The organism is Kribbella sp. NPDC055110 (genome assembly GCF_053607525.1).
Map to the genome: position 1 here is coordinate 194,508 of NZ_JBSGTS010000006.1, position 20,713 is coordinate 215,220.

The 20,713-nt window shown below is 66.4% G+C and carries 22 protein-coding genes; 9 read left to right on the forward strand and 13 right to left on the reverse strand.

Annotated features, from left to right (window positions below):
• Positions 1-9 precede the first annotated feature (9 nt).
• On the forward strand, positions 10-873 hold the full coding sequence (locus ACWF0M_RS12325; protein WP_452235704.1) for an aldo/keto reductase: 864 nt from the start codon (positions 10-12) through the stop codon (positions 871-873).
• Between the two features lie 65 nt (positions 874-938).
• On the opposite strand, the gene ACWF0M_RS12330 is transcribed toward ACWF0M_RS12325, so the two are convergent.
• Together ACWF0M_RS12330 and ACWF0M_RS12335 are read right to left on the reverse strand one after the other, a co-directional pair.
• Positions 939-2,816 (reverse strand): Na+/H+ antiporter NhaA, encoded by a 1,878-nt coding sequence (locus ACWF0M_RS12330; RefSeq protein WP_452235705.1) that lies wholly within the window; start codon positions 2,814-2,816, stop codon positions 939-941.
• 16 nt (positions 2,817-2,832) lie between these two features.
• Positions 2,833-3,699, reverse strand: coding sequence for a hypothetical protein (locus ACWF0M_RS12335; protein WP_452235706.1), 867 nt, complete (start codon positions 3,697-3,699; stop codon positions 2,833-2,835).
• Positions 3,700-4,071: 372 nt separating this feature from the next.
• Here ACWF0M_RS12335 and ACWF0M_RS12340 point away from each other — a divergent pair, with 372 nt between their 5' ends.
• A complete protein-coding gene (locus ACWF0M_RS12340) occupies positions 4,072-4,440 on the forward strand; it encodes a response regulator (RefSeq protein ID WP_452235707.1) in 369 nt (122 codons plus the stop codon).
• Positions 4,441-4,443: 3 nt separating this feature from the next.
• On the opposite strand, the gene ACWF0M_RS12345 is transcribed toward ACWF0M_RS12340, so the two are convergent.
• The 8 genes from ACWF0M_RS12345 to ACWF0M_RS12380 form a co-directional block, all read right to left on the reverse strand.
• Complete coding sequence (locus tag ACWF0M_RS12345) at positions 4,444-5,142, reverse strand: response regulator (protein WP_452235708.1); 699 nt, start codon at positions 5,140-5,142, stop codon at positions 4,444-4,446.
• Between the two features lie 97 nt (positions 5,143-5,239).
• On the reverse strand, positions 5,240-5,383 hold the full coding sequence (locus ACWF0M_RS12350) for a hypothetical protein (RefSeq protein WP_452235709.1): 144 nt from the start codon (positions 5,381-5,383) through the stop codon (positions 5,240-5,242).
• A 13-nt stretch (positions 5,384-5,396) separates the two neighbouring features.
• Positions 5,397-5,594: a hypothetical protein gene (locus tag ACWF0M_RS12355; protein WP_452235710.1), complete on the reverse strand. Its 198-nt coding sequence runs from the start codon at positions 5,592-5,594 to the stop codon at positions 5,397-5,399.
• A 157-nt stretch (positions 5,595-5,751) separates the two neighbouring features.
• Positions 5,752-6,669, reverse strand: a complete 918-nt coding sequence (locus tag ACWF0M_RS12360) for a serine/threonine-protein kinase (protein WP_452235711.1) — start codon at positions 6,667-6,669, stop codon at positions 5,752-5,754.
• Positions 6,670-6,733: 64 nt separating this feature from the next.
• A complete protein-coding gene (locus tag ACWF0M_RS12365; protein WP_452235712.1) occupies positions 6,734-7,360 on the reverse strand; it encodes a hypothetical protein in 627 nt (208 codons plus the stop codon).
• A gap of 95 nt (positions 7,361-7,455) precedes the next feature.
• Complete coding sequence (locus ACWF0M_RS12370; protein ID WP_452235713.1) at positions 7,456-8,223, reverse strand: response regulator; 768 nt, start codon at positions 8,221-8,223, stop codon at positions 7,456-7,458.
• 19 nt (positions 8,224-8,242) lie between these two features.
• Positions 8,243-8,797 carry a sigma-70 family RNA polymerase sigma factor gene (locus tag ACWF0M_RS12375; RefSeq protein WP_452235714.1) on the reverse strand — a complete coding sequence of 185 codons (555 nt, stop codon included), beginning with the start codon at positions 8,795-8,797 and terminating at the stop codon, positions 8,243-8,245.
• 88 nt (positions 8,798-8,885) lie between these two features.
• Positions 8,886-9,284, reverse strand: a complete 399-nt coding sequence (locus tag ACWF0M_RS12380) for a response regulator (protein WP_452235715.1) — start codon at positions 9,282-9,284, stop codon at positions 8,886-8,888.
• 1,164 nt (positions 9,285-10,448) lie between these two features.
• On the opposite strand from ACWF0M_RS12380, the gene ACWF0M_RS12385 reads away from it, so the two are divergent.
• The 5 genes from ACWF0M_RS12385 (at position 10,449) to ACWF0M_RS12405 (ending at position 13,954) form a co-directional block, all read left to right on the forward strand.
• Positions 10,449-10,976: a hypothetical protein gene (locus tag ACWF0M_RS12385; RefSeq protein WP_452235716.1), complete on the forward strand. Its 528-nt coding sequence runs from the start codon at positions 10,449-10,451 to the stop codon at positions 10,974-10,976.
• Positions 10,977-11,302: 326 nt separating this feature from the next.
• On the forward strand, positions 11,303-12,253 hold the full coding sequence (locus tag ACWF0M_RS12390; protein ID WP_452235717.1) for a hypothetical protein: 951 nt from the start codon (positions 11,303-11,305) through the stop codon (positions 12,251-12,253).
• Between the two features lie 172 nt (positions 12,254-12,425).
• On the forward strand, positions 12,426-12,950 hold the full coding sequence (locus ACWF0M_RS12395; RefSeq protein WP_452235718.1) for a hypothetical protein: 525 nt from the start codon (positions 12,426-12,428) through the stop codon (positions 12,948-12,950).
• A gap of 29 nt (positions 12,951-12,979) precedes the next feature.
• Positions 12,980-13,558 carry a hypothetical protein gene (locus ACWF0M_RS12400; protein ID WP_452235719.1) on the forward strand — a complete coding sequence of 193 codons (579 nt, stop codon included), beginning with the start codon at positions 12,980-12,982 and terminating at the stop codon, positions 13,556-13,558.
• Positions 13,559-13,621: 63 nt separating this feature from the next.
• Positions 13,622-13,954 (forward strand): hypothetical protein, encoded by a 333-nt coding sequence (locus tag ACWF0M_RS12405; protein WP_452235720.1) that lies wholly within the window; start codon positions 13,622-13,624, stop codon positions 13,952-13,954.
• Between the two features lie 491 nt (positions 13,955-14,445).
• Here the strand turns inward: ACWF0M_RS12405 and ACWF0M_RS12410 are convergent, their stop codons facing one another.
• Genes ACWF0M_RS12410 through ACWF0M_RS12420 form a run of 3 tightly spaced genes read right to left on the reverse strand, consistent with a single transcriptional unit; the run spans position 14,446 to position 20,217 of the window.
• Positions 14,446-14,736, reverse strand: a complete 291-nt coding sequence (locus ACWF0M_RS12410) for a hypothetical protein (RefSeq protein ID WP_452235721.1) — start codon at positions 14,734-14,736, stop codon at positions 14,446-14,448.
• Between the two features lie 25 nt (positions 14,737-14,761).
• A complete protein-coding gene (locus ACWF0M_RS12415; RefSeq protein WP_452235722.1) occupies positions 14,762-15,082 on the reverse strand; it encodes an SCO4225 family membrane protein in 321 nt (106 codons plus the stop codon).
• A 29-nt stretch (positions 15,083-15,111) separates the two neighbouring features.
• The gene (locus ACWF0M_RS12420; RefSeq protein WP_452235723.1) at positions 15,112-20,217 is read right to left on the reverse strand and encodes an RHS repeat-associated core domain-containing protein; all 5,106 of its coding nucleotides are present in this window, start codon (positions 20,215-20,217) and stop codon (positions 15,112-15,114) included.
• Here ACWF0M_RS12420 and ACWF0M_RS12425 point away from each other — a divergent pair.
• The gene (locus ACWF0M_RS12425) at positions 20,201-20,389 is read left to right on the forward strand and encodes a hypothetical protein (protein WP_452235724.1); all 189 of its coding nucleotides are present in this window, start codon (positions 20,201-20,203) and stop codon (positions 20,387-20,389) included. The genes ACWF0M_RS12420 and ACWF0M_RS12425 overlap by 17 nt on opposite strands.
• Positions 20,390-20,434: 45 nt before the next feature.
• On the forward strand, positions 20,435-20,704 hold the full coding sequence (locus ACWF0M_RS12430; protein WP_452235725.1) for a hypothetical protein: 270 nt from the start codon (positions 20,435-20,437) through the stop codon (positions 20,702-20,704).
• Positions 20,705-20,713 lie beyond the last annotated feature (9 nt).

Sequence of the window (20,713 nt, forward strand, 5' to 3'; positions counted from 1 at the left end):
TGAGGACTCATGTCAGATTCAGCCCACGACGCCGGAACGATCGAGGTCGGCGGCGACCTGACCGTCAACCGTCTCGGCTTCGGTGCCATGCGGATCACCGGAGCCGGTATCTGGGGGCCGCCCACCGACCGTGACGAGGCGAAGGCGGTACTGCGCCGAGCGGTTGAGCTCGGTGTGAACTTCATCGACACCGCCGACTCCTACGGGCCCCACGTCAGCGAGGAACTCATCGGCGAGACCCTCTACCCGTACCCGGACGACCTGGTGATCGCGACCAAGGGCGGTCTCGAGCGCACAGGTCCGGGACAGTGGCCGGTCAACGGCCGACCGGAGCACCTGATCGAGGCCTGCGAGGGAAGCCTCCGCCGGCTCAAGGTCGAACAGATTCCGCTCTACCAGTTCCACCGGCCCGACCCGGACGTGCCGCTCGAGGACTCGATCGGCGCCCTCGTCATCCTCAAGGAACAGGGCAAGATCCGGCACATCGGGCTGTCCAACGTCACCGAGGACCAGCTGCGACGCGCACAGCGGCTCACCCCGATCGCGTCGATCCAGAACCGCTACAACGTCGACGACCGCCGTTCGGAGTCGCTGACCGACCTCTGCGAGCAGGAACAGATGGTGTTCCTGCCGTGGGCGCCGATCCAGGATCTCGACGACAACCGACCCGTCCAGGAACTGGCCAAGCGCTACCACGTTCAGCCCCGGCACATCGTGCTCGCGTGGCTGCTGGCCCGGTCGCCGGCCATCCTGCCGATCCCCGGCACCGGATCGGTGTCACACCTGGAGGACAACATCGCGGCCGCGTCGATCGAGCTGACCCCGGCCGAGGTCGCCTCCGTGACCGGCGGTGCCGGCTCAACGGCCGGCTGAACAGTCGCCCGAACGGCAGCGAAACCCCTCCGCGGCCACACATCGACGCTCGCCGCAGCCGACGCCTACGAGCTCTTCGCCGCCGCCCGCCTGCCGGCGGCCACCACCGCGGCCGAAAGTGTGGCGATATCGTAGGCGCCATGGTGTCGCCGCCCGTTGACGAAGAACGTCGGCGTACCTGAGACCCCGCTCAGGTCGGCCGAGTCGACGTCCTCGGCGACTCGCCCGGTGCCGGCGTGCCCGCGCAGATCGTCACGGAAACGTTCGACGTCGAGACCCAGCTCGGCGGCGTAGCGGACGAGGTCGGGCATCCGCAGCGCGTCCGGGTGCTCGATCAGCACGTCGTGCATCTCCCAGAACGCTCCCTGCACGGCCGCCGCTTCCGCTGCCTCCGCGGCCAGTTGCGCATGAGGATGCACATCTCCGAGCGGTAGGTGCCGCCAGACATACCGTACGTCGCCGTGTTCGGCGAGCAGTTGGCGGATGAGGTGCTCTGCCCGGCCGCAGTACGGGCACTCGAAGTCGCCGTACTCGACCACGGTGACGTGCGCGTCCTCCGGTCCGCGGATGTGGTCTCGGTCCGAGGTGACCGGCGCCGCCAGGTCGACGACGGACTCGGCGGTGCCGAACAGCGCCCGCCTCCGCTTACGTCGTGGGAGCAGCCTGACGGCGCGGTGCACGGCCCAGGTGGCGATCGACGCACAGAGCGCCGCGGACAGGATGCCGAGCTTGGCCTCCTGCAACTGCAAGCCGGTGAAGGCAAGGGCCGACACCAGCAGGGCCACCGTGAACCCGATACCGGCGATCGTGCCGGCGCCGGCGACGGCAACCCAGCCGACCGGCGGGCGCAGCCGGCCGCGGCTGACCCACGTGACCAGCCGCGAGAAGCCGACGATCCCGATCGGCTTCCCGGCGAGATAGCCGAACAGGATGCCGAGCGTGATCGGCGAGCGGTACGCCCGGGCGAGGAAATCGCCGTTGATCACGATCCCCGCGTTGGCGAGTGCGAAGATCGGCACGATCACGTAGCTGGTCCACCGGTGGTAGAGCAGCTGCAGCCGGTCGTTCGGCGAGATCGCCGAGACGACACCGATCTGCGCGGAGCGCGCAAGCTCCGGGGTCGGCTGCTCACGGAACAGCCGGAACTCCTCGGTCGCGCGTTCGAGGTCGCTGCGCGCGGCCGGGTATGCGTAGGTCAGCAACCCCATGGCGAGGCCGACCACTATCGGCTGCACTCCGGAGAAGTAGAGCGCCACCCAGGCCGATCCTCCGAGCAGCGCATAGACAGGGCCGTAGCGAACTCCAGCGGCGCGTATGAGCAGCACCAGCCCGAAGATGCCGACCCCAGCCAGCAGCGGCATCACCTCGATGCCCTTGCTGTAGACGGTCGCGATGACGCCGAGCGCGACGATGTCGTCGACGACTGCGAGCGTGAGCAGGTAGGCGCGGAGCCGGGTCGGGAAGGGTCGCCCGACCAGGGCCAGCATCCCGAGCGCGAACGCGGTGTCCGTCGACATCGCCGTACCCCATCCCTGCGCGGACGAACGGCCCGCGTTGACGGCCAGGTAGACCGCGACCGGAACCATCATGCCGCCGAGGCCCGCGGCCAGCGGTAGTGCGAGTCGCCGCCGATCCCGCAGTTCGCCCATGTCGAATTCGCGGCGTGCCTCCAGACCGACGACGAGAAAGAACAACGTCATCAGCCCGTTGTCGACCCACTGGCGAAGGTCCTGGGACACGCTCCAGCCGCCGACATGGACCGACACCCCGGTCTCCCACACCGTCTCGTACGACGAGTTGGATACGTTCGCCCAGACCAGCGCCACGAGAGTGGCGGCCAGGAGGAACGCCGCGCCGCCCGTCTCCGTGTGAAGAAAGTCCCTCAGCGGTGTCCGGAGGGTCCGCGCCCAGACGGTCCGTCCGGCGAGCGGTGTTACCGCCATTGGGCGCTCGTCGCGATCATCGAGACTTGGCGAGCGTGGGAGCGACGACCGCGTAGATGTGGTGGAATCCGATGATGTCGATCTTGCCGTCGAGGAAGTTCTGCGCGTCGACGCGATCCACCGTCGCATGGCCGGGTTCGTAGAAGAGCAGGTCGGAACCTTCGCGGGCGATCAGCAGGATGTAGTGCCGCGGCACCAGACCTCCGATCAGCACCGGCACCGGCTGCCCGCTGCCGGCGGCCATGACCGCGTCCCCCAGAACTGACTTGCCGGCGGTCCCGGTAACCAGTCGCGACTCGTAGCGGGTTCCCAGCGCATCGGCATGCCGGTTCAGCTCCGCGCTCACGCCGGCCGGAGTCGAGCCGAGCCACTGCGGCCAGAACCGGTTGGTCGCGTCGTGGATGCGATGGTCCTCGGCAGTCAGCCGTGCCTGGAACTGGTCCGCGCTCGCATCAGCCCGGTCGGCACTGTCGCCGGTCGTGAGATACAGCGCGTACAGCGGATCCGTCATCGCTCGCGCCATCAAGATCGTCATCGACCCGCAGCTCGTGTTGTCGGTCTGCTGAACCGGAGAGAACCGGTACGTCACCCAATGCGATCCGTCGGGATCGATCAGGGTGAGGTGTCTGTGCAGCCATCCGGGAGTCCTGCCTCGGATCAGCCGCGCGAACGTGATGACCTCGGCGGCGCTGTGTCCGGCCGCCAACGCCCGAAGGAGATACGGCCGCTCCGCGGGACCTGCCGCAACCAGCGTCGACTCCACCCGGGCCCGCTCGGCGGGCGTCGCCCCGGCCAGCGTCTCCGCCACCCGGGCAGCCTGCGACGTCACCTGCGGCGGATCGCGGTCGGGCTGCACCTGCGGACCGATTCCGTACCCCGTCACGGACAGCAGCAGAGTGGATACCACCGCCGGCCTGCGCACGGTCGCCGTCCATCGGCGTAGCGTCCGGGCAGGCCTGAACGCCGTGACCTTGAGCCTCGATCCGGTGACCACGATCAATCCCTTCCGAGCATCCCGCACGTGCTTGCGCCGTCTCCTCAACGGTGTCGTGGGACGCCCCGGAAGTCGTCACGGTGAGCGGCCATTCGCCGTACCGGCTGGCGGTAATTGCCGTCGTCAACGAACCGGGCCGCGCTTCTTCCTTGCCGCCAGCGCTGACGCCGCGTACCTGGTAGCAGGAATCCCGGGCCCGGCGACACCAAGGTCCAGCTAGCCGGATTGTCCGCAGACCGGACGGGTTGGCATGCTGAACCCATGGAGTTACGCTGCCTGATCGTTGATGACAGCCCTCATTTCCTCTCGGCTGCTCGCGGTCTACTGGAGCGTGAGGGCATAATGGTCGTCGCCGTTGCCATGAACGGGGACGATGCCGTGCGGCTGGCCGGCGAACTCGGACCGGACGTCACCCTGGTCGACATCGACCTCGGCGGGGAGAGCGGCTTCGACGTCGTACGCCGATTGACCCGCGAGACCGACCTGGCGCCGGGCACGGTGATCATGGTCTCCACCCACGCCGAGGAGGACTACGCCGAGCTGATCTCGGCGAGCCCGGTCGCCGGATTCCTGCCCAAGACCAGGCTGTCCGCCCTGGCTATCCGTGGCGTTCTGGGACTCTCCGCCTGACGCTCAGCGGGACTCGAGGAAGGCGACCACGGCAAGCACCCGCCGGTGATCGTCGTCGGTCTCGGACAGGCTCAGCTTGGCCAGGATGTGCCGGACGTGCTTCTCCACGGTCCCCTCGGTCACCCACAGCCGCCGCGCGATGCCGGCATTCGACCGTCCTTCGGCCATCAGCGCGAGTACCTCGCGCTCGCGCTCGCTGAGTCCGGCCAGCGGGTCGTTGCGCCGCCGGGCGCTCACGAGCTCCTGCACCAGAGCGGGGTCCATCACCGAACCGCCGCGGACGATCCGCTGGAGCGTCTCGATGAACTCGTCGACATCCGTCACGCGGCTCTTCAGCAGGTAGCCGATCCGCTGACCGGTCGCCAGCAGCTCCATCGCGTGCTCGACCTCGGCGTGGGCCGACAGCACCAGAATGCCGATCTCGGGGAACTCCGTGCGGATCTCCCGTGCGGCATCCAATCCCTCGGTCGTATTCGTCGGCGGCATCCGGATGTCCACGACGACCAGGTCAGGCTTCAACTCGCGCACCAGCGGAAGAATCCACGCACTGTCGCCGGTCTGCCCGACCACCTCGAACCCCGACCGCTGCAACAGACTCGCCAAGCCCTCACGGAGGAGGACATCGTCCTCAGCCAGCAGCACGCGCGAGACGGGAGCACCGTCGTCGCTCTGCGGGTGCTGGTGGGACGGCCCGGTCGTCATGTCAATGAGTATCCCGCATGCCGTGCCCCTGGGTCTTCCGGCCAGCAGGAATCCCTGCTGGAGGCTGACCAGAGGACTGGCCGCCGCGCCGGCATCACTAAGCGCGCGTCCAAGGCGCGCGCGACCGGGCGAGCTGCCGGCCGGTGAGGCAGGCGACCGCGAGCAGCACAGTGGCGATCAAGGGGGGTAGTGCGTGCCGGCCGCCGGCGGTACGCCAGGCCTCTCGCAGTGTGGCGATCACGAGGCTCTCCTGGTCAGTCGGCGCCGACCTGGAGGGCCGCAACCAGTCGCATCGCCGAGAGCTCGATCTCCGAGAGCTCGACGTACAACTTGCGGACCTCCTCCGCACCCCAGTTCGGCGAACTGAACCGGTGATGCGTGATCGCCGTCATCATCAGAAATCGAGCCTGGGTCGGGTTGAATGCACCGTCCAGCCAGTCAGCACGTTCCATCTCTGCCTCCGAGCGATTCGCGTCCGTCCGAACTGACGAGTGCGGTTCACTTCATCCTCCCTGCGAACCGAGCGGCCATCACTCCCGCCAGCGAGCCACCTGTGTCCGGAGATCAGGAATCCGCCGTACCCGCTGGCAGGTATCGACCCAGGACCGGCTAGGAACGGATCGCGTCGAGGGCGGTGCGGGCGGCGTCGACGGTGAGACGCCGTGCAGGCAACTTGTCGAGCAGGCCTTCGATGACCGGGCGCAGCGGACCGGCGTGCAGGAACGGTCGCGGCGCGTCTTCGAGTACGGCGGCCAGCGTAGCGACAACCGAGTCACGGCTGAACGGCGGTTCGCCCTCGACCGCGGCGAACAAGGTCGCTCCGAGCGAGAACAGGTCGGAGGCCGGCCCGACCTCCTCGCCTTGCGCCTGCTCCGGGGCGACAAACGCCGGACTGCCGACGAACTCGTCCCGGAGGCTCGACCCGTCGTCCCGGGAATGCGCGATGCCGAAGTCCGTGAGAACCACCCTGCCGCCCTCGCACAGCTGCACGTTGGCGGGCTTCACGTCGCGGTGGACGATCCCGGCCCGATGTGTCGCCTGCAAGGAGTCGAGAAGGCACCGAGCCATCCTCGTCACCTCATCGACCGGCAGCGGCCCGCCGGCGTCGAGCGCGTCGCGCAGAGTGCGCCCGGACAGCACCTCCATCACGATCCAGGCGACACCGTCGCTCTCGACCACGTCATAGACCCTGACCACTCCGGCGTGGTCGACGCTCGCCGCGGCTCGCGCTTCGCCGAGCGCCTGCGCGAAGATCGTTGTCCCACTTTCCGTCGAACCGCCCCGGATCACCTGCTTGAGCGCGACTGATCGATTCAGGACCTCGTCCTGGGCCAGCCAGACGACCCCCATGCTGCCGCGTCCGAGCTGTGACCGAAGCCGGTACCGGCCTGCGACCAGACTCGTAGCGGGTCGGACCGAGGGACGCTCGACGAGGAGGCCATCGACGACAGGGACGGTGTCGTCGGCCGCGGGCGTGCCGCTCCTGCGGTCCAATCGCGTTCTGGTGATGCTGGGCACAGCCTCCATACCCTCAACGATGACCCTGGCCGGATACCATGTCGTCCGGGCGGGCCTCCACACCAGGTACCGGCTAGCGGGAATCTCCGCCGTCCTCGCGGGCCAGGAACTGGCTGGGATCGCCGGCGGCAGTGGCGTTTCCGCCCAGCCAGGCGTTGAGCCCGCTCGGATCGCGTCGTTCGAGCTCGTCCAGATAGTGCTGCCTGGCTTCTACGATGCGCAGCCGAGCCGGCGCCGTGGTCGCATCCCGCAGAGCCTCGTAGCTGTCCTGCCAACGCCTGCACAGCTCGGCCGTGGTGAGCGCGCCGTTGTAGAGCCTGCCGGGGACGTGCCCCAGCCGGCGACCGAACCAGCGCATCGCGGGTGGTGACGTGACACCGAGGATCACCACCAACGACGGACCGGCCGGGCCGAGGAGGACGATATAGCCCGCGCAGGCGACGACCGTCGCGACGACTGTGCCGGCGACGGCAACTGCTCTCCATGCTTTTGCTGGGACCGTGTCGTCCTTCGCCTTCGACCAGGCGTTGGCACCCATGGTCGATCCGATCAGACCGGCGAGGAACAGCAGCGCGAACATCACATCGGACGGCACGAGCAAGGTTCCCGCCGCCAGACCCACTGCGCCGAACAAGCCGGACAAAGCGCTCCACACGAGCCGGTACGCCGTCAGGCAGCGGGTGCGACGCCTCGAGTGCATCTCAACACCTCTCAAAGTTCTCGTCGTCCGACGCGGGATGGAGCGGCAGACCCGGCGCCGAGGGGTAGGTACTCGAGACGCCGGGTCCGCCCGGTCTAGTGGAGCCGCTCCGCAACCAGGAGCGACAGCGGCGCCGCCTTCAGGCGGTAGCCCAGTCCGCGGGCGGTGACCACGTGCTGGGGGTTGGCTGGGTCGCGCTCGACCTTCAGGCGGAGCCGGCGGACGTGCACGTCGACGATCCGGCTGTCACCGAAGTAGCCGTAGCCCCAGACCTTGGAGAGCAGGTGTTCGCGGCTGCAGATCGCGCCCTCCGCACCGGCCAACTCGGCCAGCAGCTTGAACTCGGTCCTGGTCAGCGGCAACGGCTCACCGTCCCGCGTCGCCTCCAAGGAGTCGACATCGATCCGCAGTTCGCCGACGGTGAACTGCCGCGGCGGCGCCGGCGAGGCGGATTCTGTCCGGCGCAGCACTGCGCGGATCCGGGCCGAGAGTTCCTTGGCGACGAGGGGTTTCGTGACGTAGTAGTCAGCGCCGGACTCCAGACCGGCAACCACGTCGTGGCTGTCGGCCCGGGCCGTCACCATGATCACCGGGACGTCGCTGTTCCGGCGGATCTCACGGCAGACACCGAACCCGTGCCGGTCCGGCAGCATCAGCTCGAGCAGGACGACGTCCGGGGGGTCGCGGCGCAGCGCCGCGAGCGCGTCCGCCCCGTTGGTGGCTTCACGGACCTGGTATCCCTCGTCCTCCAGCGCGAGCCGCAGCCGCCGCCTGATCAGCGGATCGTCGTCCACCAGCAGCAACCTCTGCGCCGGCATCGAGCCGTGCCCGCTGGCGGCCGCGGTCCAGGGGTCGCTGATCATCGCCGGTCGTCCTTCCCCATCACATGGCCGGCGCGGGGACGGGCGGCCGCATCCGCTCCTTCAGGGCCTTGCGGCCGCGGTGGAGGCGCGACATCACGGTTCCGCGCGGAACCCCGACCATCCCGGCGATTTCCTTGTAGCTGAAGCCCTCGACATCGAAGAGCAGAACCACCTGCCGGTACCGCTCGGGCAGTTCCGCCAGCGCCTCCTGGAGCAGTGCACTGGGAATCGCGTCGATCACAGTGGCCTCTGCGGACGCCGCGACATGGCGCTGGGCGCCGTCGGCGCCGCCGTACCAGTCGTCGGGAACGGTTCGCGGTTCGTTCAGGCGCTTGCGATAGGTGTTGATGAACGTGTTGCGGAGAATCCGGAACAACCATCCGGTCAGATTGGTTCCGGGCTCGAAGCCTCGGAATCCCCGGTAGGCACGCAGGTACGTCTCCTGCAGCAGGTCCTCCGCGTCGGCGCGATTTCCGGTCAGCCGGACAGCAGCGACGTAGAGACCCGGTCGAAGTGGGACTGCCTCGGCCTCGAAGCGGTCCTTCAGCTCGTGGGGGCTTGCCAGTGATCGCACCCTTGGAGCATCGCGCGGCAGCGGTGGTCCTGTCGTCGCGGTGAGCCTCCAGCCGGCAGGCCCGCTGACAGCAATTCCGACCCACCCGCTAGCTGGTATCGCGGGCTGCGGAGCCGTCGCCGAGGATCTGGCGGACGGCATCGGCGGACAGCCGTGACTTGGACAGGAACGCCGCGACCGGGGCGGCCGAGATCAGCTCGCGGAGATCGTCCTCGCCGTGGGTGGAGATCATGATCAGCCGCGATCGGTCCAAACTGGTCTCCTGTACCAGCCGGCGGGCGACGTCGAAGCCGCTGTCCACGCCGAGCTCGACATCGATCAGTACGGCGTCCGGTACGGCGTCCGGCTCGGTCTGCTGCACGCGCCGTACGGCCTCGTCGGCCGTCGACGCAACACCGACGACGACAAATCCCTCTCGCTCCAGCAAGGCCCGGGCAGCGGCCAGGAAGTGAGGGCTGTCATCGACGAGGAAGCAGCGCAACACCATGACAAGAGCATCTCGCCGGTCGAAGCCCAGCACATTCCGGCTAGCGGGGTAGTTCCCCCAGCATCACTGAGTGGCGTTCCGCGCTCTCGATCTGCCGAACCGCTGGATCGGCGCCAGCTTGTGCTTGAGCCACTCCCCTGCGCTCGTCGTGATCGGTACCAGCAATCGTCCTACGATCGCGCCCGGCAGGCTGTCGACCGGCGGCTGACGCGACTTGCGCGGCGGCTCACGGACCAGTCACGGATCAGGGCGGAACTCGGACCAGAATTCGAGCCTCCGGACCCGGGCCCCGGACTGCTCTAGCTGGAGTTCCGGCAGTAGCGGAAGCCCTTTCGAATAAGGCTATTTGAGCTCGGCCGACGTCTTTCCCAGCAATCGGCGCGCGACGATCAGTTGCTGGATTTGTTGGGTGCCTTCGAAGATGTCGAGGATCTTGCTGGTGCTCAGCCGCCTGCGGCCACATCGCCCCGATATGGCCTCTGACCTGGGCATTCGTTGCTCATCGGCACCCGCCGATGAGCAACGCTTGTCAGCGTCTCACGGAGCAGTGACGGAGCAGGCGAACGCAGTTGGGGCAGTCCACAGATGCTCGGAGGCCTCCGCGAGAATCCGCCCACGCATGCAGGCGGAGCCCTCAAGCGGGTCGGCATATGGAGCCTCGGCGTCGAGTGCTGGAATGACGCAACTCCCATCTCGCTCCGCCGGATGAACCGGCTGGCCCTGGACGGCGTTCTGCGTATCTTCATCCGAACCGCCTCAAAACCCGGCCCTCAATGCGCAAACTCGAGGGCCCGCGGCTGCCAAGAGCACCCGTCGCCCGACCCGACCCGGGTCCGTGCCGGGCACAAGAACCGGCTAAGTCGACGGAACGACCGGGGTCGTCGAGCGAAGCCGTCGAACGAGCCGTCAGTTCGGCGATCACGACCGGCAGGTGCACGCGTTACGTTGTCGACCTCGGACATTGCGTTTCCACCAATCGCCTGAGGCGAGTAGCTCGGATGCGGCCCGGCTCGACACCCTAATCCCCGCTTTACCATGCCAGGCTCACCGCTGGTTCGCATCGATGGTCGAAAATGACCGTTGACCTGCACACTCTCGGACGGAGAGTACTTGTTTCCGACCAGCATCGCTCACCATTTGCCGTTCATTCCGGTGAGTAAAACGGTGAGTCATCGACACCGTGCCCCCTTCGCGAAGGCTGCGGTCACTGCCAAGGCTCAACGCCTCGCCGTGACTGCCGACACGCTGTCGAACTTCCTCGACGGCGGCGACGGCGGCGACGTCCTGTTCGCCCTGAACTACAGCACCGGGCTGAACACCGACCACGTCCACGTCGTCGGCAAACCGGACAACTCCGTCTCTGCGCAGCTGACCTGCAAGTGCAAGGTCGAACGGCAGTTGTCGTACGACGCGAACGCCGACCAGCCGACCGGGTCGGTGGACTGCGACATCCCTTTGCCCTCGCGGTTCACCAAGTTGAAGCGCATCCTGCCGATCGCCGTCTCGATCGACACCAAGGGCAATCTCTCGCTCGACCTGACGCTGTACCAGGGCCTGGCCAAGCTCTCGGTCAGCAGCTGGCGCAACGTGGTGGCCTGGCAGGCCTCGCTCCTCGACGACGCCTGCATCTGCAACCCCGTCATGCAGATCCCTCCTGAAGATCCACGCGAGCCGCACGACTACCCCGAATAGGAAGACCTGCGTCTCGCGTGAGCCGACTAGCTGGCCGCCGCTTTCGGTACCTGAGGTTCGACCACCTCATCTTCTGCGATTCAGGCATCCTCCAGCGCGGCCCAATCGGTCATCGCTCCATCTTCACAGCCGCGGGACCATCCGCACGCGAACTCCCGATAGTTGACTGGTACCGCCGTGGCGGGAGTACCGGGCGGAGTCTCTCGACGATCCGTGACCCGGCGAGTGAGGAACAGGCAAGGGCGGGAGTTCATGAGGCGGGATTAGCAGCCGTAAGGTGATGGGTTCCCGGTAACGCGGAATACTCACACTCCGATGTACGGGCCATGAGACTGCGACGTGTTGCACTCGCGCTGGCCGGGCTGTGCCTGGTCACCGCGGCAGCGGTACCGGCGGCCGCGACCACGGTCAAGCCCGGACCTGACTCGTTCCGGGCCGCCGGGAGGAAGGCCGGGAAGCTCCCCACCACCGACGCGCAGGCTGCGACCACAGCTTGCGGGGTCGGCGTCGGCGCGGTGAACGCCACCGGGACGGCCGGTGGGTACGACGTGACGGCTACCCGGCCGCTCACCGTGAACCCGCTCGACCCCTACAAGCTCTTCGGCGTCCGGTCCAGCGCCAGCTGGTACCTGGAGGGCGACGGCACGACGAGCTTCTACCACGGGCTCGTCCTGCAGGGCGACAACCTGTACGGGGCGATCACCATGTACCAGGGGTCGGCGACCACGCCGACCGTCCGGGCCGTCAAGCTGGGCACCGGCTGGCGCGGGTTCGGCCAGATCACCGACTCCAACTACGTGTACGGCGTGAACGAGCACGAGTTCCTCTACGGTTTGCACGCCAACGGATCGCTCTACCGGTACACGGTCGAGGACCAGGCGCGGTCGTACGGCTCGGCGCCCGGCTTCGGTTCGGTCAAGGCGATGACCCTGATCGCCGAGACGTCGACGTATGACACGCTGCTGGTGCTGACCAAGGGCGGTGCGCTCTACACGGTGCACGTGCCGGTCCAGCTGTCGATGAAGCCGGTCGTGAAGCAGGTCCGTGCCTCCGGGTTTGCCGCGTTCGACTCGCTGGTCGCCCAGCGGTGCGGCGCGACTAGCACGCTGCTGACCGCGTTCGACACCGACACCGATACCGCCACCGTGTACGCCGTCAGCAAGGCCACCGGTGCCAGCACGGTGATCAAGAGCTACGGCACCTTCAAGGCCACGTTCGGCGCGAAGGTGCACTTCCTGCTCACCGGCGGGGCCGGCCCGCAGCGGCTGGGCGAGTGATTGCGCTCTGACAGACCTGTCCCCGTGCAGCCGAGTTGGCGGGGCCACAGCTGAAGGAGGCCGGCGACCATCTGGTTCAACTCGACCTGACTCTCAGCGAGGACGGCGTTGAGTGGACTGTGCTCGATCCGGACGACCCGACGTCGAGACGTTTAGTGCCGGAGTAGCAGCGATGATGCTCGGCCTCCTGCAGACTGAAGAGTTGGACGGACTCCTGCTGCGCATTCCCGGTCTCTTACAACACGCCGAGACTGGCATCGAGGCCTTGGAGCAGCGAGCTGGCAAATGGCTCGAGTTGTTGGAAGCTGCGCTTTCCAACAACAGGATGCCGCTCGCCTCCAAGGTTGCGATCACAAGGGCGACGCTACAGATCGCTGGACGACCGTTTCGGTCCAAGCCTCGTCCGACTCGTCGCGACCGCGCCGCCGCGTGCATCCACGCGCTCGAGCAAGTCGTCGGCGAGGTCTACGCAGAACTGTCGACGACACACTCACGGATCAACGAGGCCGACGCGTGGTGTCGTCGAGTCGTTGCGATCGCCCACCAAAAGGGCCTGATCGGCTCCGTTGACCAGAGCAACGAACTACGACTCCACCTTCTGATGGACCTGATGCGAGCAGATCCGGACATCGCCGCCGGAGTTGTCCAGATGGATTCACTGGTCGGGCCCCGCGATGGCCTGATTATTCTAGGTTGACGACTGGATGATATCGAGTAGGGAATACAATGCCGGCCATTCGAATGCCAAGCGGCGCAAGTTGGTGGAAGCAAAATCAGTCGCGCTATCCAAATAGTCGCGACATCGACGCACTGGCGCCAGGGTTCCGCGACAACGTCTCGGCGTTCATAGCTGCGCTCCGGAGCGCAGGCGCATCCGTGGTCGTCAGCAGCACTCGCCGCTCCCCAGAGCGCGCGTACCTCATGCACTACTCATGGAACGTCGCGAACGGGCAAATTGAGCCAGGTAGGGTGCCCGTCAAGTCAGGTGTCCTGATCGACTGGGACCACGGCGACGACGCGGCATCGAGGAAGGGCGCCCAGGAGATGGTCGACTTATTCCACATGGCGCATATAGCCAGCCTCACGTCGAACCACACACGAGGTACGGCTGTCGACATGACGATCGCGTGGAAGGCAGAGTTGTCCCTTCCGATTCCAGCGCATCGAGGCGCGTCGCTGTGGCGCATCAGCACCAGTCCGCGCACCGGCGCCAGCAGCATAGACCTTCACGAAGTGGGTGCCAACATTTTCGGAGTGCGCAAGCTCGCGTCCGATCCCCCTCACTGGTCGAAGGACGGTCGTTAATGGCGCTCCACATGCCGTCTCTACGGTGCGACGACTCCATCGCGGGCAGCCTGTTCGCGCTCTGTGGAGCAGGCGGGCAACGTAACGCTGCGTGATCGAGCTGGTCAGGTGTGGGTCATCGAAGTCATGCTGGGTCAGACAACTCACGATCTGACTGAACAAGGCAGGACGATGAACCACATCGAGGCGTACCTCGAACAGACGAGTGCCGAGCTCGACGCGGATGGATTCGATCGGTACCGCACGGGTTGGAGCGGTCGGTACGACGTCACCTCGGCAGTGATCGACGAGTATGAAGCTGTCCTTAACAGCGCGACCCGCGAGGCGCCCCTCCAGGAGTTCCTGGCGGAACATCCCGCCATGCTGGTCGGCGAGTTCGGAGCACAGTGCCGATAGGTCGTACCGCGGAAGCGGTTGGGCGCCGAGTTCGTGTCGGACTTTGCGATCGCGAGACTGGGCAGTACAGGAATTGTCTGGACGATGGTCGAGGTGCAACGGCCCGACCTGGGAGTCATGCGTAAGACGGATGTGCACCCGAACGAACAGTTAAATCAAGGTCTCGATCAAATACGCAAGTGGCGAAGCTGGCTCACTCACAACCTCGCTTATGCACGCAACCCCCGAAGCGAGCACGGTCTCGGGCTTCGAGGCATCTTTCCCGAAAGCCGCTGCATGGTTCTGATTGGAAGGGACACAACGCCGCCCCATCCCGTGACGTCGGCTGACCTCCGCGTCGTACGCAGCAGCACTCCCCCGAGACACGCGACCAAAGCCACCGCCACCAAACCCGCCCGGCGCCCTACGGCAGCCTCGCCGACCGTCTAAGCTGGCGCCGGCCGACACGTGAAACCGCGCACGATGGTGCCACCCGGGATAGAGCCGGCCACCTAGGCAACGTTGGTCCAGGAATCGCTGTCACGTCGGGGAATGTAGCCCCCTGTTCTGGGGGCGCCGTCGGTGTCATCCCATTCGACGGCCATGCGGTGCGCAGCGTTCTCGCTGCGTAGGCCAGCCCACCTCGGCACTCCGGCCGGTCGCATGGCCCCAAGCCGGATCAGGCAGATGCCCGCAACCGGGGAGCCCTCGACCAACTGTGCGCGAAACGGTGCAGGCAGCATCCGCGCCAACGCGTCGGAGTCGACCCGATAGTTCACCAGCAGGCGACGCTCGATCTCCACCGAACTCGCCACCGCTGCTCGCCGGTCATGCTGCCGCCTTTCTGCGCTGACGGCGGTCCAGATACTTCATCGTGAGCCAGGCCTGCACAACTGCGATCGCGGCATACCAGGCGACGTGGAATAGCCAAAGCCACTTCCCATCCGCTGGGAGCACCCCAAGCGAGATCACGTAGTAGGGCAAGTAGAGCACCAGGCTTAGTGGGGCAGCGAGGAGCATCAGGCCCGCATAGGCCGCGAAGCTCGGATGCTCGGGCACCGCTACCATGACCGCGAGTGCGGCGACGATCAACACATAGGCGATTGCGATCAGGCGACGCCGCCGATTCTGCTGAAACGCAGGTGACATGTGCTCGGTCCTATCAGTTCGAACTCGCGCTAGCACAGAAGGTAGCTCCCACCTGTGGCGCACGCGAGATACCAGAGGTTGAGGGCGAACCGGTTCCACGTCCGTCGGGCAATTCTCACGTAGACCGACTTCGGTATCCATAGTCCCGCCTGGGAATACCACGGGACCCAGCCGTGAATCGTCAGATAGAGCCATCCGGCCGAAGACTTCGTGAAGGTGAACTGGATGTAGCCGGGATAGTCCGGGTGGCCATGCAGCGTCTTGAACCTCCACCCCGCGCTCGTGTCACTCCACCAAATGGCCTGGACCCAGACGGGGAACCAGGCGCCGCCTGGACGAAGGTCCATCCGGGTGTTGTACTTCAGAGCGCGCGCACCGGGGATCGGGAAGTAGCAGGTGAAGCAGCGGATGAGGTACATGAAGAAGTAATAGACCGACTTGCGGTAGTGGCCGAGTGAGTAGATGAGGGTGTATGTGTACAGGCCACTGATGTCCGCGCAGTTCACGGGGTCGCCGTTGCAGTAGCCCTGACTCGTGTTGCTGCCTCCCGGCACTGGGTCTTCGCTCGTGAACAACCCGGTGGTCGGGTTGTAGACACGGGCGCCCATGAGAATCAGCCCGCTGTCTGCTGTTGCTCGGCTCGCTCCGCCGAGCCAGCCGTAGCGAACGCTGCCGGTGCCTCCCTGCCCGTACTCGTCGAATGAGCTCCATCCACCGATGCTGGTTGCTGTGGCCTGCGAGCCCGGCATCGGGGAGGTGGTCACGATGTCGCCGTGCGGGTTGATGAGCGGGATCAGTGCCGACCCTCCGGTCTGCACGATGAGACCTAGCTGGTTGTCGAGCAGAGTGGCATACCTGGTGCTGGCAGTGCCGTCACTGATCCAGGTCGGGTTGTCGCTGGAGTCGGTGTAGTGCCGCGTGGTCTGCGTCGTGCCTGCAGCGCCCGCGATGGTCTCAGTCGATCGTCGATCCATTGCGTCGAGGCTCAAGGTGGTCGTCGAGGCTGCCTGCGTGATCGACTTGACGATGTCGTTGTCGAAGTAGCTCAGGCTGACGTCGCCTGCGGCAGGCTTGGGTGCGTCTGCTGCGGGAATCGTGAGTGTCCGGCCCAGCGCGTCGTAGACGTAGGCCCCCTGCCCTGAGGTGCCCGTGGTGGGACGATCAGCGGTGTCGAACTGATGCGTAGCCGTCGTGCCGCCTGCAGTCGTGCAACTGCCGTCACCAGCGGCCGAAGCCACGGCCTCTGACTGGCGGTTCCCGTTGGTATCGAACGAGTACGTGCGGGTCGTGCACGGTGGGGCCTGGGCAGGATCGGTCATGTCGACTCCCGATCCTGCCGCGGTGCGGTCGTTAACTCGGGTAAGCCGGCCAGCTGGGTCATAGATGAAGGATCGGTCGTAGGGTATGGCGTCACCGACGTCGCCGGAGCCGCCGTTGGGGGGCCCGGTGAAGGCGGCGCCGTCGGGAGTCCACTCGTGCGCCACACGGCCCACGACGTCGCGGTCCTGGGACCAGCCGAGCCAGCCGCCGTCAGGCACCGTGGTCGACGAGCCGTCAGCGTTGACGGTGGTCAGTTGGCCGGTGTAGTCGAGGCTCACCGGCGACCCGGTGACGTCGGTGATGAGGTTTCGTGTGATACCGCCTGGCAGCTTCTGAACTGTCAAGGCGCCGGCTGAGTCGTATGCGCCTGTCGATGTCCACGTTGAGGTTCCGGTCGTGATGTCGATCTTGGTGGGTAGCCCTCGGTGTTCAAGGTGACCGGCCGCGTCAGTCCCGTCGTAGGTGTACAGGGTGGCGCCGTTCGCATCAACGACGCTCTTGACGCCGCCGCCGACATCGTAGGCGGTTGTGGTCGCGGTCTCGCCCGACGGCTGGTAGCTGATTGGGCGTCCCCACGTGTCGTAGGTCGTTGTCACGGTGCCGGCGATGGACGAGTCGGCGTTGCGCGCGGTGATCGTGGTCGCCGCACCGGTCGCTGGGTCGTATGTCGTGAACTTCGCCGTGTTGGGTGTCGATCCGGTCAGTCCCGTCACGGCCGTGCGCGTGTTGTCGACCTGGCCGTCGAGTCGGTAGACGGTGCTAGCCGTTCGGGTGACCCCGTCCGACGTCTGTTCGATCACTGTCGGTTGCAGCAGGTAGTTGTACGCGACAACCCGGGAGGACGGCAGGCTCGGGGTCGCGGGCTGTCCAGCGGATGGGCTAGGCGCCGCGGCCGGGGACGTCTTGCATGTCAGTCCGGCCCACTCGGGCTTGTTGCCGCACTCGGCGGCGTCGCTATTGGTGCCAGCGGTGTAGTAGGTGGTTAGCGTCGTGCCCGCGTCGCCGCCGGCGGTGGCCGACTTCGGCTGCCTGATCTCGACCACCCGGCCGTCGGAGTCTCGCCGCGTGAAGTTAACGACGTCTCCGGTGCTCCACTGACCGTCGAGGTCTAGATCGGTGATCACTCGGGAAGCCTCACCTGTCTCCCAACCGTCCGTGTCACCGGTGACTGCGGCGGAGTAGTTGTTGAGCGTGCGCAGCACCACTTCACCTGTAGAGATTCCGGGGTCGTAGGCAGACTTCGTCGCACTCGTCACGAGACCGTAGGGGGTATTCGTGAGGGGGCTGATGCCACCGTTCGGTGCGTTTTCGTCGTAGGCGAGATGCGTGTGAAGGCGGACAAGCCGGACCGTTCCACTGGGCGTGGCGGCGTTTCGGACGGGGCCGTAGGTGTCGGTGAGTCGGGTGCCGGCGGCAACGATGGTTACGCCGTCCGCGTTCCTGATCTCCTCGTTGTAGACGGAGTTCGTCGCGAGGAGGTCGGCCGCGGATGCCGGCAAGGTGTTGTCGAGTATCTGGCGAATCGCGCGTTGGTCGAGAGACCGCGTCACGTTCGACCATTCGTCGCGCTCGCTCGCCGAGTATTGCCAGGCTCCGGCTCCGAAGTCTGCGGTGTTGAGCGTGACACCGTCGTCGTCGGTGTACTGAAGTTGTGCGTATTGCCAGTCGTTGGCCGTGACCTGGCTGGACGTGGCTCCTGGCGCCGGATGGTCCGGTCCGAAGACGGCAAACCCATGCGTCGGTGTGACGTGTTGCCCCCAGCGGGCCACTGATGTCGAGGACAGATCAGGTAATCCCTGGCCCGTCGGCTGCACGTCGTAGACGAACGAGGCGAGTGTCGCTGTGCCGCCAGCCGAGTCCGTTGATGGCCGCTCACGGGTCACCGAGGTCAGCTTGGTGCTAGGGCCCACGGTCGCGTAGTTGAGGACGTAGGGCTTCAGGCCAGGAGGGGTCACAGCTGTCACCCGGTTGGCCGCATCATAGGTGTATGCGGTGACGAGCCCTGAGCGCGGATCGGTGACGCTGGCCAGCCGCCCCGACGCGTCGTAGCTGTATGCCGCCATCTGGACCGAGTCCATTCCCGCGCCGCCGGTCTTTGCTAGGTTGTAGACGTCCAGCCAGACACTCGTCAGCAACCCGCTGGTTGCACCCGTCCCGTACTGCAGCCGCAGCGACCGGCAGCCAACGGCCCCTGTGTACTGGCCGTCGGACGCCACGCAGGTGACACCCGCAGCGGCGGGCGCGAGAATCCTCGTTACGAGGCTCGGATTCACCGGATCGTAGAGGTATCGCGTCGTGTCTGTGGTGTCAGCCTCCGTGACGGCGTCTGGCTTGAACTTGGCATCGGCGCCCGTGGAGAGCGGTGCTGCCAAGATGAACGTGGTCGTGTCGCCAGCCTCACTGGCAAGTGTCAGCTTCGTCGCCGAGTCGGTTCCCGAGACTGTCAGTTTGACCTTGGCGTCCGTGGTCCACTGGTCGGCCGGCTGCCACGTTCCCTGCGGGAAGGCGGCAGCGGTACGACGCGCGCCGTTCGGCGTGCTGAAGACCAGAGGAGCTGACACTCCGTCGATGAACGCGATGGTGCCATCGGTTCGTGTCGAGTCCACGACCTGTATCCCGATGTCCTGTGCAGTCGGGCCATCGATTTGTGCAGTCCACCCAGGCCCGAAGATCCCTGTGGTCGCATTAGTAGGTCCATCGAAGGTTGAGTGTGTGCGTGAGAGCTCCAGCGCACCATCGGGGGTTCCGAGGGATGCATCCGTCACGCTGAGGCTGAACTCCCCCGTCCACAAGGCCACCTGTCCTGGACCGGCTGTCGCGGTGGGGTAGTCGCCGCCGAAGGCGTGGGGCACGCGAAGGACGGACGTGGCCTGTTGCGACCAGGTGCATTGCGTGGCGGTCGAGTAGGTCAGGCACACCTGAACATCCAGCAAGACTGGCCTGGACGCAGACACGGGCGTCGGTTGCACGCCTGGCATGTTGGGATCGGCATCTAGCTGGCTGTCGGCCGTTGCCGAGGCGGTGTCCCAGAGGCCGCTCACGGTGACACCGGCGGTGCCCTTGTCGGTCACGGTGAGATCCGGGCCGTCATTCCAGCCGACGAGCTCACTGTTAGTGCGGTCGTACCCCGAGAGCCGCCACTTGAGCTTGGCCGTCGGCGTCGCACCGGAACCCTTCGGCGGACCCGACGCGGCAATCGTCACGCCACCGGTCGTAGTAATCCGCCGATCCGCGGCCGGAGACGAAACCGAAGTACCGCCCCAACCGATGTCGTACTCGGCCCCCGGGTCTGCCGACAAAAGGCCCGACGGCGTCTCGGCGTGGGCATTGATCGTGTGCAGCCCCGGCGTCCCCTTCGAGATCGTCACCGTCGTCTTCGCGACCGTTGGATCACTGGACGGAGTGACCTTGATCTGCCCGGGCGCCCCTCCGGTGAAGTTCGTCGCCACCGGCTGACCATCGACGGCCAGCCGGATGTAGCCCGGCGCGTTGTACCCGTTGCCCGTCGCAGTTACGGTGCATTGAACGTCGGCCGTTGGGTTGACGTCTTGCCATGAATTGTTTGCGTAGGGGCTCGGGCAGGAGATCTGCGGCTCGGCCGGCGTCGCGGCCCCGATCCGCAACCTCGTCTGGTAGTTCGTCCACGCGCCATCGATACGCCCGTCGTTGGCCTTCGCCCTGATGTACAGCAACGTGTCATCTGGCAGCGGGGTGGACGGGCGGCAGCCCGCCGTCGTGCCCGAGGCATAGACCGAGGACGTGCACGTGCCGTAGGAGTGGAAGGTCGGGCCGTCGCCGGTGAAGAACTCGAACACATACTTCACCGTGTTCCCGTCCGGATCCGTCGCCTTGGTCCGCACCCACGGCGTCGCACTCGGCGAATACATGTACGACGTCGAGTCCGCCGGCGCACCGTACGCGACTGCCTCGGTCGTCTCCACCGTCGCGGGCGCGTTCGGGGGCCGGTTCCAGGTGAACGAGATGTAGGGGTCGGCGTCGCCTTCGCTGGACACGAACCGCTTCCAGTACGCCGTGTCCGATTCGTTCGCGGCCTTCAACGCCACACCCGCGGTCCCGGACGAGCCGATCGTTCCGTTCGCCCAGGCTTGGGCGAGGCTGGTCATGGGGATTCCGATCCGGCCCGCCGCACAGGAACTCGAGAACCCCTTCGCGACCGTGGCCGAACCCGAGACCGTGGTGCTGGTGGCTGGCTGGTTCGCGTATGTCGTGGTCGTCGAGGCCGGGGCCGCGGAGTACAGGTTGACCTGGGTCGGCGTACAGGTCGTCGCACCGTACTGGTAGAGCTCGAGC